This window comes from Terribacillus saccharophilus, assembly GCF_000725365.1.
Taxonomy (GTDB): domain Bacteria; phylum Bacillota; class Bacilli; order Bacillales; family Amphibacillaceae; genus Terribacillus; species Terribacillus saccharophilus.
Window position 1 is genome coordinate 1,431,839 of record NZ_CP008876.1, and the last position, 13,716, is coordinate 1,445,554.

Annotated in this window: 11 protein-coding genes; 7 read left to right on the plus strand and 4 right to left on the minus strand. The window is 39.8% G+C overall.

Annotated elements, in window-relative coordinates:
• Positions 1–46 precede the first annotated feature (46 nt).
• The 5 genes from GZ22_RS07240 to GZ22_RS07260 all read left to right on the plus strand — a co-directional run bounded on the left by GZ22_RS07240 (position 47) and on the right by GZ22_RS07260 (position 7,198).
• Positions 47–322 carry a DUF3221 domain-containing protein gene (locus GZ22_RS07240; protein WP_038560548.1) on the plus strand — a complete coding sequence of 92 codons (276 nt, stop codon included), beginning with the start codon at positions 47–49 and terminating at the stop codon, positions 320–322.
• Positions 323–400: 78 nt separating this feature from the next.
• Entirely contained in the window at positions 401–1,447 is a 1,047-nt protein-coding gene (locus GZ22_RS07245; RefSeq protein WP_038560550.1) for a C45 family autoproteolytic acyltransferase/hydrolase, read from the plus strand.
• Between the two features lie 89 nt (positions 1,448–1,536).
• The gene (locus GZ22_RS07250) at positions 1,537–5,097 is read left to right on the plus strand and encodes a dynamin family protein (RefSeq protein ID WP_038560552.1); all 3,561 of its coding nucleotides are present in this window, start codon (positions 1,537–1,539) and stop codon (positions 5,095–5,097) included.
• A 59-nt stretch (positions 5,098–5,156) separates the two neighbouring features.
• The gene (locus GZ22_RS07255; RefSeq protein ID WP_038560554.1) at positions 5,157–6,659 is read left to right on the plus strand and encodes an FAD-dependent oxidoreductase; all 1,503 of its coding nucleotides are present in this window, start codon (positions 5,157–5,159) and stop codon (positions 6,657–6,659) included.
• A 98-nt stretch (positions 6,660–6,757) separates the two neighbouring features.
• Positions 6,758–7,198: a PH domain-containing protein gene (locus GZ22_RS07260; RefSeq protein ID WP_038560557.1), complete on the plus strand. Its 441-nt coding sequence runs from the start codon at positions 6,758–6,760 to the stop codon at positions 7,196–7,198.
• A 38-nt stretch (positions 7,199–7,236) separates the two neighbouring features.
• Here GZ22_RS07260 and GZ22_RS07265 read toward each other — a convergent pair whose 3' ends face one another.
• Both GZ22_RS07265 and GZ22_RS07270 read right to left on the minus strand, forming a co-directional pair.
• Positions 7,237–7,758, minus strand: coding sequence for a DUF6141 family protein (locus tag GZ22_RS07265; RefSeq protein WP_038560559.1), 522 nt, complete (start codon positions 7,756–7,758; stop codon positions 7,237–7,239).
• Positions 7,759–7,829: 71 nt separating this feature from the next.
• The gene (locus GZ22_RS07270) at positions 7,830–8,546 is read right to left on the minus strand and encodes a hypothetical protein (RefSeq protein WP_174416611.1); all 717 of its coding nucleotides are present in this window, start codon (positions 8,544–8,546) and stop codon (positions 7,830–7,832) included.
• Between the two features lie 483 nt (positions 8,547–9,029).
• On the opposite strand from GZ22_RS07270, the gene GZ22_RS07275 reads away from it, so the two are divergent.
• A complete protein-coding gene (locus GZ22_RS07275) occupies positions 9,030–10,205 on the plus strand; it encodes a NupC/NupG family nucleoside CNT transporter (RefSeq protein WP_038560563.1) in 1,176 nt (391 codons plus the stop codon).
• Positions 10,206–10,360: 155 nt separating this feature from the next.
• Here the strand turns inward: GZ22_RS07275 and GZ22_RS07280 are convergent, their stop codons facing one another.
• Positions 10,361–11,254, minus strand: a complete 894-nt coding sequence (locus tag GZ22_RS07280) for a LysR family transcriptional regulator (RefSeq protein WP_038560566.1) — start codon at positions 11,252–11,254, stop codon at positions 10,361–10,363.
• Positions 11,255–11,722: 468 nt separating this feature from the next.
• On the opposite strand from GZ22_RS07280, the gene GZ22_RS07285 reads away from it, so the two are divergent.
• Positions 11,723–12,931: a multidrug effflux MFS transporter gene (locus tag GZ22_RS07285; RefSeq protein WP_038560569.1), complete on the plus strand. Its 1,209-nt coding sequence runs from the start codon at positions 11,723–11,725 to the stop codon at positions 12,929–12,931.
• A 110-nt stretch (positions 12,932–13,041) separates the two neighbouring features.
• Here GZ22_RS07285 and GZ22_RS07290 read toward each other — a convergent pair whose 3' ends face one another.
• A complete protein-coding gene (locus GZ22_RS07290; RefSeq protein ID WP_099046360.1) occupies positions 13,042–13,530 on the minus strand; it encodes a pyridoxamine 5'-phosphate oxidase family protein in 489 nt (162 codons plus the stop codon).
• Positions 13,531–13,716: the final 186 nt, after the last annotated feature.

Genomic DNA, 13,716 nt, shown 5'->3' on the forward strand with positions numbered 1-13,716 from the left:
CTGGTGCAACTTAGGTTCTTTACCGAATCGATTTGGTGAAAACTAAATGCGCTGGCTTATGGGGTTACTTGTTCTTGTTGTATTAATAACAGGGTGCAGCAATCAGGAACAAAACTTAAATGAATGCTTGCCAGAAATGACAGGGTATCTGGAAATTACGGAAGATAAGCATTATGTCATTGATAAAACTGAAGAAATGCGGTATCTACTGAATGGAGCTACAATACCTGATTCCATAGAAAACGGAGACGAAATTACAGTTACATACAAGAGCATTCTTGAATCATATCCGCCTCAGCTTACAGTGTGTGAGATCAAATGACGATAAGCATATCATTTCCCTCGTCCCTGCATCGTAATGGATAATAGGAGGATACTAAGCAGAAAAGAAGGGTCCGCTATGAAACAGATACATTCCAATGTTCTCACTTACCGTGGATCACATTATGAATTCGGCGTCATGCAAGGAGAACGCCTGAAAAATACACCGTTATATGCATATCAGCAAAAACAAAAAGAGAGGAACCGTCGCCGTTTCACGGTTGATTCAGCCGATGCTTTCCGTATGTTCAGAAGCTATCATCCTGGCATTTATGAAGAGCTTACTGGACTAAGTGATGCACTTGGCCTTTCCATCGATGAAACGCTGATGGATTACAGTGGATTTCAGCAGGAGTGGAGAATAAACTCTGGCTGTTCGATCGTCGCTGGAAATGACTTTCTTGCACGTAATTATGATTATCATCCAAAGACATATGAAGGACGTTTCCTTTTGTACCAGCCATCAGAACAAGAATATTTCGCTACAATTGGTCCTACTCAGCGAATTCTTGGACGTATAGATGGGATGAATGAAAAAGGTCTGACCATTGGCTACAACTTTGTGCACCAAAGATTCCCTGAGGAAGGCTTCATTTGTAATATGCTTTCGCGTATTATTCTGGAAACGTGTTCGACGACAGAAGAAGCAGTTGAAAAACTGACAGAAATGCCGCATCGCCACTCCTTTAACTACGTAATAAATGATGCAGCTGGCGTCCGTCGTGTGGTAGAAGGCAGCCCACGCGGTACCGCCGTAAGAGAAGCAAGCTTTAGTACAAACCACTTTGAAGTGCTGACAAAAGAGAACCGTCATCATCTTGTTGACAGCAAAAGACGATTTGATAACATCCACAAGCATTATAAAGAAAATATTAATGCAGCGGAGGGTTTTAGTCTTTTGAACGATCCAGAACATGATGTTTTCTCAGACCAGTATCGCAATTGGGGAGGAACAATCCACACATCTGTCTACAAACCAAAAGAATTGAAAATGGGATTTGCTATCGGAAACCAACAGCCAACAGAAGTCGATTTCGGCAGCTGGCTCAAGGGTGAAGAACTGTCATTCAGTCAGTTTACAGGTGATTTGGACACTGATGTCCGCATTCCTTATATGGGAGAATAAAAAGAAAACCGCATTTACAATGGTAAGTGCGGTTTTCCTGTTTTATAATAAAAAATATGAATGCGCATACATAAGAGGAGGGGCCATCTATGCGGCGAACAGCGGAAACAACGGAATTGTTCAGTCTGTCAGCATTATATCAATATTTCGAAACGGAAAACGCAATACAATATAGTAAAAAAACGCTTGATTTAGTGGATAAAGCCGAGAACGGAACTGCCTTTATCTGCTTCACAGGACATTTCTCTGCCGGAAAAAGCTCGCTTATAAATGCACTGCTTGGTGATCAAGTGCTTCCAGCCAGTCCGATACCGACTAGTGCTAATATCGTTACCATTCAGCGTGGACAGCCAAAAGTGTTCGCTTATGGAGCAGATGAAACGAAATATGAACTTCCAGCTCCGTACCGGAAGGAAACATTGGATACATATTGTCGGAATAAAGATATTCGCAGAATCGAAATACAAGATGAACAGACAGTACTCCCAGACAAAATAGCACTGATGGATACCCCTGGTATCGATGCGAGTGACGATGCAGACCGTTTGATGACAGAGTCAGCACTGCATCTGGTGGACAGTATGTTTTATGTGACTGATTATAATCATGTACAGTCAGAAGTGAATCTGCTTTTTTTACAGCAACTTTCTGAACAGAAACAGCCATTTTATCTGATTATCAATCAAATTGACAAGCATCGGGAAGAAGAACTCTCTTGGACTGATTTCCAAATCGGGGTCACTAATGTATTTGAACAGTGGAACATTACCCCTGAAGCTGTATATTATACGACATTGAAAGAACAAGACGATGAGCATAATCAACTGTATGCTGTGAAAGAAAAGATGCAAGAACTACTTACAAAAAAGGAACAGTTGCATAAAGCAGGACTGGAGCGAGGAAAGCAACGCTTGATTGCTTATTATTTGCAGGATGTTAGACAAGAATTAGCGGAAAAACAAGCAGCATTGATGGAGCAGCGTCATCAATTGGATCATACTGCTGCGGATGCAGCCAGCAATTGGCGAGAAAAACAAAAAACTGCTGAAGAAGCCGGACGTGAGACAATTCAGCAGACTTTAAAAAATGCGAATCTGATGCCCTTTGAAGTGCGTGAAGTAGCCGAAGTTTATTTGGAATCCACTTTTCCGGACTTTAAAGTAGGTTTGTTTGGTAGTAAACGAAAAACAGCAGAAGAACGGGAACAGCGACGGGCTAAAACAGAGGAGCTGATATATCAGCAAATCGAGAAGCAGTTGGTTTGGCGGATTCGTGATAAGCTGAGCGAATGGGCTAGAAAGCATGATATGTATACAGAATCCGTGCAAGTACTATTGCAGGATTTTTCGGTAGAGCTGCCAACAAATCTGCTTGAGCAGCATGTTCAATCAGGAGCGAGTAAAAATGGCACATATACATTGGTCTATACAGCTGCTGTCGAGGATCATATCAAGCTGGCTTACAAAAAAGCTGCCCTTTTAGTCGTAGAAGCAGCAATCCAAACGACTCAAACTGCCTTCCAGCAAGCGGAACAGCTAGAAAAACAGGAAAAAAAGAAAGCAACTGAAAATGAACAAGTCGATAATAAAATCAACCAGCTGCAGCATTCTTACGAAAGACTCACAGAGCAAATTCGCCAGACAGACCGTAATTCGGATCCAGAAACTATCGAAAAAGCAAGACAGGCTATGAGGAATAGATACGAGCTTAAAGAAAGCTTAAATTTGTTGGAACCTGTTATAAAAAGTACAACAGAAGCACGTGAAGAGCCAATTGTGCAGCATAAATCATTTGCAAATCTGTCCGCAGAAGAGATGGCGCAACAATTAGAGACAGCAGCATCTGCGCTCAATGGTGTCGAAGGATTTCAATCAGCAATAGAAGACATCAAGAATAGAAAAGAAAAACTGATTCATCAAGATTATACATTAGTGCTTTTTGGGGCTTTCAGTGCTGGTAAATCTTCATTTGCCAATGCATTGCTTGGTGAAAACTTACTGCCGGTTTCACCGAATCCAACTACGGCATCAATCAATATGCTGAAGCAAGCTACAAGAGAGCATCCTCATCAGACTGTGCTTGTTAAATGGAAATCCCGCCAGCATATAGAGGCTGATATTGAAAGTTTGACCGGATTGCAACTTACCTTAAGTGATTTCTTATCTGAAAACCCAGCCGATCTAGTTAAGGATAAAAGACATCAAGCATTTCTGCAGGCGGTTCAAACGGGGTACAATGTTGTGCACGCGAATCTTGGTACAGAAGAGATTATCCGGTTCGAGGAGTTCGGCGATCATGTAACGAAAGAGACGTTAAGTTGCTTTATAGAACAAATAACCGTTTATTTGGAAAATGAGTTCCTTAAGCAAGGCGTTACATTAATTGACACTCCTGGAGCGGATTCCGTCAATGCACGTCATACAGATGTGACATTCCAATTCATGAAGCATGCTGATGCGATACTTTTCGTGACGTACTATAATCACGCATTTTCAAAAGCAGATGAACAAGTACTCCAGCAACTAGGCAAAGTAAAAGGGGCGTTGGAGAAAGACAATATGTTCTTTATCGTTAATGCGAGTGATTTGGCGAAGGATGAGGAAGAAGTTAACTATGTTACCTCCTATGTAGCAGCCAATCTGGCAAACTTCCAAATCAGACAGCCGCGCCTCTTCGCGTTAAGCAGCTTACTTGGCTTGAAGGAGAAAGAGACTTCCCGGAAATTGAATTCAGGGCTCAACAAGCTGGAACTAGAACTTAATAACTTTATCCGCAACGAGCTAACAGAAGTCATTATTCAAGGCGCCAGGCGGGAATTGAAAAGGCAATACGCACAGCTGCAAACGTATAGCAATGCAATGGATTTGGATGAAAATGCGAAATTGCAGAAAGTCCGTCAGTATAAGCAAGAACAGGATGAAATTTTGGCCAAAGCACGGACATATACACAGCCTGTGTTTCAACAAGCTATTATACAGCGCATCGAAAAACAGCTGCATTATGTAAAAGAAAGACAGCTGCTAGAAGCGAATGATTTGTTTAAGCAATGCTTTAATCCAGCACTAATTAAGAGCAGTGGAGCAGCAGGTAAAGAGGAAGTAGCACGGCAAATACTTGAATTCGCGAAACAAATCCAGATTCAGCTGGAACAAGAATACCGGGCAGTTACTATTCGTGTCGACAGAACAGTCCGAGAGCAGATGGAGCGGTGGAGGAGTGGATTAGAACAAGCCGTTCAATCGGTAAACGAGGCGTTATCTCTGGCAGCACCTGCTGATCAGAAACTTCCGGAAACAGCGCTGCCAGAAACAGATTTTCGTTTTGAACAAGGAGCAGTTACTCGATTACAAAAACTGTATCGCAGTCCAAAAGTCTTTTTCCAAGAAAACGGAAAAGAGAAGCTGAAAGAAGAACTTCTCAAGCTGATGGAACCGATTCTTGCTGAAATACTGCAAGTGTATACATCAGCTATGGATAGCCATTACGAAGAAATCTGGCAGTCAGAGGAGGCGCTACTTCAGAAGAATGCCGCGGGGCAGTTAGAAAGTTATTACACGGGTATGCTTCGGGCTTTGACTGACACGTCATCTCGTCAGAAGCTGCAGCAAGCAGTACAAATTTTCGCTACCCTTTTACCAGAAAAAGTTTGACCGATGCTAATCCAGGATACTGTATAACCAAAAGGTAATAGTCCAGGAGGTTAGCAGTTATGGAGCAAACAAAAAAGCTATTTTCACAGAAACCATCATCATACTGGCGTAATTCAACGGATATGCCGACCTATCCAGCTCTGGAAAAAGATCTTGATACGGACGTATTGGTCATTGGGGCAGGAATCGCCGGTATAACGACAGCATACGAACTGACTAAGCGCGGAAGAAGCGTTGTACTTATCGAAGGGCGTGAGTTGATCTCTGGTACAACCGGGTATACGACAAGCAAGCTGACCGCGCAGCACGATATTATTTATCATGGCTTGATTGAACGCTATGGCGAGGAAACAGCGAAGCAATATTTCCAAGCAAATCTGCAGGCAATCAATTATGTGAAAGATACAGCAGCCGAGCATGGTATCGATTGTGAATTTGAGGAGCAGGAGGCTTATGTTTACACGCAGCTGGACGAAGGCGTGGAAACAATCGAAAAAGAGGTAGAGGCGTACCGCAAGCTCCATATCGATGGTTATCTGGCAGATACAATGCCGTTAGATATCCCCATAAAAGCAGCTGCTGTAATGCGTCAGCAAGCCCAGTTCCATCCGGTGAAATACTTAACAGGCTTATTGAAAGAAATCGAGATTCGAGGCGGAAGCATTTACGAACAGACGTTAGCTGTCTCATTCGATACGGAGTCTCGTCCTGTTGTTCATACTGAGAACGGACATACCATTACAGCAAACCATGTTGTCAGTGCAACACATTTCCCTCTACAAGTGGAGGATAAATACTTCTCCTCAAATATGAATCCGAAAAATTCATATGGTATCGCAATCAAATCGAAAAAGCCTTATCCAGACGGTATGTATATCAGTCTTGAAAATCCGAAGCGGTCGATCCGCAGTTTGAAAAAAGGGGAAGACCATTATGTCCTAGTCGGTGGTGAGGCACATGTGACTGGTGACGGCTCCTCTGTACTTGAGCGGTATGAAAAAATCTATCAATTTGCTGAAGAACAATTCGGAGTAGAGGAACTCTATGAGCATTGGTCCAGTCATGATCTTCTGACAACCGATCAGCTCCCATTCGTTGGGAAAGTGAGTGACGAGGCGCCAGGAATTTACACAGCAACCGGCTTCGGTAAATGGGGCTTGTCCAATGGCGTTGCAGCAGCTACCTTGCTTGCAGATCTTATTGATGGCAAAGACAATGCATTTGCCGACTTATATAAGATTGGCCGGGAGATGGAAGAAGCAGAAGCTGTTAGTATCGGTGAGGACGATGTAAATCGTATCAGCAATGAACCAGTTGTGAAACCAGATGATCTGCAGAATGGAAAAGGCGCTATTCTTGAGAAAGATGGCCAGACAATGGCTTATTATCGGGATGAAAAAGGGGAGCTGCACGAAATGAGTGCTTCCTGTACGCATAACGGCTGTCCCGTCTCTTGGAATAATGCGGATCACACATGGGATTGTTCCTGTCATGGATCTCGATTTACAGCTGTTGGTGAAGTTGTTGAGGGCCCTGCGGTGCGAGCATTGGATAGAGAATAGTATAGAAAAGCTGCTGGGTATTCCCGGCAGCTTTTTTCTGATGTGAAACCTTGTAGAACAGAACTCGTATGTAGTGTTATAGAAGCGAGGTGATTTAGATGGTATTTCGTTCGAAAATAGATATTTTTTTCGTTAATTTCATCTTGATTGTAATTCTTTTACTGGCGCTAGCTTCATTTTGGCCGCTTTTCTTTTTTAACAAAATAGACTTGTTCGAATTTCTTTTATTGTCTAGCACATTTTTAATCCCTGCAGGAGTAATTTTGTGGTCAGTATTTTCAATCAAGTATGTTTACTATCAAGACTTCTTATTAGTTCAAGGGGGGCCATACAAAAGCCGTATTTTGTACGAAGATATTACAAAGATTACTTCTTCAAATAATATTTTCTCAGGCTATAGAATATTGTCAGCGAGAGACGCAATCGATATTTATTCCAAACAGGCATTTTGGGGAAGTGTAACGATTTCACCAATGTGTAAAGAAGAATTTATTAGTGAGTTAAAAAAGAGATGTCCGAACATGAATATCCGAGAGTAATACTAGTTTTTCCTTTTAACAATCAAAGCAAGAAACTTTTATAGTCTATCTTTTTGAACAGCATCCATTCCCTTTATAATTTCCTCAGATTTAATAGTGCTAATCACTACTGTTTCATATTTTAAAGTTAACTCTATACCTTGTTTCCCGCTCATTATATAACCCGTTTCTCCTTTGAAATTCACACGAAACCCCCAGCCGCCAAATCGCTTTAATGGACTGTAATTGATAGGTTTATAATGTTTAATATCTTTATACAAAAACTTCTTATATTGTAAATGAAAAGGTGTATAGCGAATATAAAGACCATCCTCTCGGACTTCGATAATCAGCTTTGTCCATTTAAGCATGACTAGAGGAAATGCGATTCCAAAGATAACCCAAAACAATATTAAAATAGCATCTGAAGCTGGATTATTCCCAAAAGGAAGACCTAAAATGACTTGCCGAATGAGGCCGTACCACATTATTGCAGCAACAGATAATACTATAAGCCAAAGTAAAGGCTGCTTAGGTTTTTGGACTTCTTTATATATTACATTGTTTGATTCTATCTTCATCACTCCTTATGAAAAGCTTGAATAAGCAATAGTGAGCTGTTCATATAGCAGCTCACTATTGGTAAAGCGAATTATTCACTAATTAATTCAATGATCTTTTTGACTGCGTCATCGTTTCCAGGATTAATGTAAACAAGCTCCGTATTATTAATTATGTCTTCTAATTCTTCTCTCATTGTTTCCTCATCCAAACCTTCTGGAGGAGTGGGTGAACCACCATACCAACGTCCTGGTAAGGGGACGTTGTATACATTGATCGTGCCATCTCCATTACTGCTATATGTTACAGATCCATCCACTATGCGAGACCCGCTAAGCTGAACAACATCTTCAGGATAGCTGACAATGGGAAAATGATCTGGCTCTAGTGTTGTGCCAGCTGGAATATGCCGTACATACAACCCATCAATCTGCTGGTTTGGTCCCAGCTGCAGCCACACTCGTGCATATTCGATTTCCTGAGAGGAGTATTCAGCTAATGGTTCATCTTTGCTATATGTATTTGTTGAATTTTCATTAGTATTAGTTTCCTCAGAAGAGTGCTTGAGTTTTTCTGTTTCTGATGCATCAGTCGAATTTTCTTCTGATTTATCTGCTGCAGTTGCTTCTGAGTCTGCCTCGGAATCTGAATTATCATCAGTATCGGCAACCTCATCATCTTCTTTAACTTCTTGCTGATTAGTTGCCGAAGCAGTGGGGGTTACTGAAGAACTTTCTTCGTTATTGTTGTTTGTACAACCAGTAAGCACTAAAACAAGCGATAGCACTACAGTGTACATATACGACATCTTACTAAACTTCTTCATAGACTCATTCCTTCCTTCGTTATATATATTGTACCAATTAAAGGAAATAAAGAAAGGTAAATGGAAAGATATTGAACCGCGATACTGTAAAAAGGAGTGAACTGAAAAAGTACAAAAGAAAGCAGCCTTGAACACGTAGTTCAAAGCTGCTTCTTTTTACTGTTTTTTCAGATTTAATAGAAATATTTTAATAAATAAATTAAGAGTATTTTAGGAAAAATGTAAATAATAGAACTAATAATAAAAGAGTTATCATGCTTTGATATATATGTAATAATAGATGAAATATTTAGCGAGAAGTTACTTTATAGAACAGATTTATTATTAATCACGCGTTTATAAATAAAAATTTTAATAAAAGTTGCGATAGGGCACAGCCTTTCTTATACAATTATTAAAATTATCCAAAGCTAAGTAAAAAATACTGTTGCCGTTGTGGTTTTGCAGAGTTGGAGGTAAAAGAAATTGTCTATTATTATTGGGGTTTTAGGAATACTTGTTTTAGTTGCGGTAGCCTGGGCAATGTCAAATGATAAAAAGAATATCAATTATAGAGCTGTTGGTATCATGCTAGTTGTCCAGCTAATACTAGCTTGGTTCTTGCTGAACACTTCTATTGGCAGAACGATCATCAAGAAAATTGTAGATGTATTTACCAAAGTACTGTCATTTGGTCATGAAGGAATTGCATTCATATTGGGTGACTTATCTACAAAGGGTTATTTCTTCTTTGACGTTCTTTTGATGATTATTTTTGTATCTGCTTTATTATCCATTTTAACTTATACCAGAATACTATCATTCGCCATTAAGTATATAGGTGGTTTTGTTTCCAAAATAACTGGTCTTCCGAAGGTTGAGTCATTCGTTGCCGTAAATTCAATGATTTTCGGTAATACAACTGCAATTCTTTCTGTTAAGTCGCAAATTCACAAGCTTAGTCCGAACCGTTTATTTATTGTCGCTAGTTCATCACTTGTAGCAGTATCTTGTTCGACTCTTGGAGCTTATTTGCAGCTTATTCCAGCTGAATATGTGCTAGTGGCCTTGCCATTAAACGTTTTCTCTGGTCTGATTTTATCTTCCATTGTCGCTCCCGTTACAAAGGAAGAAGACTTTGAGATAGATGTAAAAGAGATGAATAATGAAAAATCATTCTTTGAAGCAATTGGTAACGGTACAATATTAGGTGGTAAAACTGCTTTGATCGTAGGAGCAATGTTACTTACTTATATGGCTTTACTTGCAATGGTTAATTATATTTTAGATGGCATTGTAGGAATGACATTCCAGGAATTAATAGGTTATGTATTTGCTCCAGTAGCATTTATTATGGGAATCCCGACTTCGGAAATCCTTAACGCAGGATCCGTCATGGGAACGAAAGTAGCTGCCAATGAATTTGTTGCAATTACTGATTTCGTCAAAATACTACCTGACATGTCTACGAAAACTGTAGGTATCGTTTCAGCATACTTGATTTCATTCGCAAACTTCTCATCTATCGGAATGATCTTAGGAACAGTACAAGCTATCGATCAAAAGCAGGCAAGTCTTCTGGCTAAAGTCGGCTTTAAGGTTCTGCTAGTGGCTACGATGGGATCCATACTGACAGGTACAATTGTAGGACTATTTTTGTAAGAATATCTAATATAAACGAAGGGGACTGTGCACAACTTAGTGTTCAGTCTTCTTTGTTTATGCTCCAAGTCTTGCTAAAAAGGTATTATAACTTACTATTTGTAATTGACATACTTATTAATTAGATTATAGCTATTTTCACCTGTGGCTATAGATCAGCTTGAAAATTTCGCTTGTATAGCATGAAGGAACAAATCAGAAGCGGCCGAAAAGACCTGATGCTTTTTCCAAACTAAGTTTAGACCGGACTCAAGTCTCGGCTCAAGAGGCTTAAAGCAAAGATTACTTTCTTCTGATGTATTTACTATTTTATCAAGAGTGATTGCATAACCGATGCCTTCTTCCACCAGTATGCTAGCATTGTATGCCAAATTATATGTTGTCACAACATTCAATTTATCCAGATTTTCACCAAACCAATCAGCAAACTCATTCTTTGAATAAGTCTGATTCATCACCTGTCTTGAACAGATTAGCGGAAGGGAAAATAAATCTTCTGCTTGAATGGTAGCTTTTTCAGCCAGAGGACTATCTTTTCTCATAACAACTCCCCAAAGATCCTTGGCTGGAATTTTCAGATGATTATACTTTGAAAGGTCTGCGGGTTCTATCAAAATCCCGAAATCCAGCATTCCTCTGTCTAGCCGATCTGTCACGTCTTCTTCGTTTCCGCTATAAAGATGATAGCGTACATTAGGGTAGCTTATCTGCAGTTCCTTTACTATCCTTGCAATATGCCTGATAGCGTCTGTTTCTCCGCCTCCTATATAAACATCACCACTTACTGTTTCTTTCATGGAACTGAATTCAGTCTTTAATTTATCTGTCATATAGATAATTTCTTCTGCTCTCTTTTTTAAGAGGATTCCTTCATTCGTGAGGGCTATACTGTGACTGCGTCTGATAAATAACTTCTTCCCTAAATCCTCTTCCAGGTCTTTTAATTGTCGTGATAAGGTTGGCTGCGTAACGTGCAGAAAGTTTGCAGCTTTTGTAATGCTTCCTTCTCGTGCCACTGTAAGAAAATAACGCAGAACTCTTAATTCCATATTGATCCCTCCTGATGCTACTTAGTATATACAATTAGGCATGCTTAGCAAGCATATCAAGATATAAGATATAAGTATTTGTTATATGTATGAGTGATATCTAAAATATATAAGAGAGGTCAAAGACGGTATCAAGAAGTGATGATGCAGTGATTACCATTCAGTACGCTTATTTCTCGAGGAATAGTAGACACTGAAAGTTCATACAACCATAAATGATTCGGAAAGAAGGGCGTGGATAGAGAATCTTCAGCACACTAACGGTTTAAAAGCAAGCGATGTCGCAGATGCAGTTGCTTATGCGATAGGTACACCCGAAACGGCAGCAGTAAGCGAAATAATAATCCGCCCAACAAAGCAAGTCGACTAAGAAAGTATAAATAAGACTGATAAGAAAAGATTGCCCTTGAATTTGAACTATATGTTCTTTTTGAGAGCAAGATGACGTGGCAAAGGAGCTGTGATTACATGAAATTTAAGACAGAAAACAATTTTTTTAGAACCGCACTGTTATTAGCAGTATTCTCAGCACTAGGGCCATTTACTGTAGATATGTATCTTTCTTCGCTTCCTGAAATGATGAATGATTTCAGTACAACGGCATCTTTAATTCAAGCGAGCCTGACTGCTAGTCTATTAGGGTTAGGTCTGGGACAGCTCGTTGCAGGGCCTTTAAGTGATGTTCATGGTAGGCGTAAGCCATTGCTTATCTCAATGCTGCTATATTTTATCCTTTCAATAGCATGTGCGTTTTCGCCGAACATCGGTATATTTATTTTTTTACGTTTCTTTCAAGGTTTTGTAGCTTCCGCAGGACTAGTTATTTCTCGTGCAATTGTTCGTGATCGCTACAGTGGAGTAGAAATGGTCAAATTCATGGCACTTCTAACGATGATTAGTAATGTGGCTCCATTAATTTCTCCGACTGCTGGCAGCGCGGTAACGACGTTTACTTCATGGATTGGAGTATTTATTTTTCTTGGTCTTTTAGGACTCATCCTAACAGGCATAGCCACATGGGGAATAAAAGAAAGCTTGCCTGTTGATCAACGCGTTTCAAGCAATTTCAAGGGGCTTTTAAATAACTACGGTTCCTTGTTTCGGCATCGGAGCTTTATGGGCTACGCTCTTGTCAATGGGATACTGTTTTCTGGAGTGTTCGCTTATGTATCTGGTACTCCATTTATCTATCAAAATATGTATGGTATATCTCCTCAGCTATTTTCCGTACTTTTTGCCTTAAATGGACTGGGAATTATTTTAGGATCCCAGCTTGTTAAACGGTTATCCGAGCAGATTGGGGAACATCGTATTTTCCGCATAGGACTGCTGATTGCTTTCATCACGACTGCTATCATCTTGGTTGTCGTGCTAGTTCACGGACCATTTATCGCTTTGTTCCTTGCGATCTTCTTCTTCGCAGTAGCTATCGGCATAATCGCACCAGTATCCTTTACACTGGCCATGGAGTCACAAGGACACATTGCCGGCAGCGCAGCAGCTGTATTAGGCAGTCTTCAATTTGCATTAGGAGCTATCACTTCTCCGTTAGTAGGTATTGCTGGGGAAGAGTCTGCAGTTCCCTTTGGTGTAACTATTTTTATGACTAGCATCCTTGCTGTTATAGCCTACGTTACCTTAGTGAAAAGATCACCATCGTCTCAGCAAAACACATAATTATTCATTCTGTTACTGAGTCTTCTAATACAATATATAATTAATAACGGAAAGATAAAAGAGAGGCAGAGTTTCCAGTAAAAACTCTGCCCTCTCTTCTTATGATGGGATTATTTATTAAACTCAATCGTTTCGTTAACATCTGTCGATTCAGAACTTTGCCCTTTCATACGCTTATAGAGGAAGGCGATCTGTTTCTTAAAATTACCTGTATCCCAATATTCGGCTGCTTCCGCTTTAACTTTAATCAAGACAACAGTAGGGCCATCATAAGACGTTTGCATGATCTTCTCATATGTTTTGCTCCATAATTCTTTTTTCTTATTCAAATCCTCAACGATTTCAGCTCTTCCGCGAACAGAAACGTAGGATTTACCTGCATAAGCCACATTTACATCTTTGTCATGTAAGATTTCTTTATATTTATCAGTCTCTTTTTTAGTGAAGAACCATAAGTCGCCATCAAACTCTACTTCTTGCGTTTTCATTGGGCGAGATACAAGACCTTCCTCAGTTACTGTAGTCAGCATTGCTGTGTCTACGTCTTTAATTAGATCTCTTAATGTTTCCAATTCTTCTTGTTTCATCATTTCTCCCACCTTATTAATAGTTTATACAGGTATATTACCCTTATCGCAAACTTTTATTCGGGTGTGGCAAGCTACTATACTAACTTTAAAAACTCGGTTAATAGATAGTGAAAGTGACTATTTTTGAAAAGGGGGAGGATTAAGTGAATTAGGAATAATTTGCTCTTAATGTATCGAGCAGAGTAAAACCCCAGT

Excerpts from the sequence above, each read along its gene's own strand:
- GZ22_RS07265 (WP_038560559.1), bottom strand. The coding sequence starts at position 7,758 with ATGAAGATAGAATCAAACAATGTAATATATAAAGAAGTCCAAAAACCT.
- GZ22_RS07240 (WP_038560548.1), top strand. The coding sequence starts at position 47 with ATGCGCTGGCTTATGGGGTTACTTGTTCTTGTTGTATTAATAACAGGG.
- GZ22_RS07285 (WP_038560569.1), top strand. The coding sequence starts at position 11,723 with ATGAAATTTAAGACAGAAAACAATTTTTTTAGAACCGCACTGTTATTA.
- GZ22_RS07270 (WP_174416611.1), bottom strand. The coding sequence starts at position 8,546 with ATGTCGTATATGTACACTGTAGTGCTATCGCTTGTTTTAGTGCTTACT.
- GZ22_RS07245 (WP_038560550.1), top strand. The coding sequence starts at position 401 with ATGAAACAGATACATTCCAATGTTCTCACTTACCGTGGATCACATTAT.
- GZ22_RS07255 (WP_038560554.1), top strand. The coding sequence starts at position 5,157 with ATGGAGCAAACAAAAAAGCTATTTTCACAGAAACCATCATCATACTGG.
- GZ22_RS07260 (WP_038560557.1), top strand. The coding sequence starts at position 6,758 with ATGGTATTTCGTTCGAAAATAGATATTTTTTTCGTTAATTTCATCTTG.
- GZ22_RS07250 (WP_038560552.1), top strand. The coding sequence starts at position 1,537 with ATGCGGCGAACAGCGGAAACAACGGAATTGTTCAGTCTGTCAGCATTA.
- GZ22_RS07280 (WP_038560566.1), bottom strand. The coding sequence starts at position 11,254 with ATGGAATTAAGAGTTCTGCGTTATTTTCTTACAGTGGCACGAGAAGGA.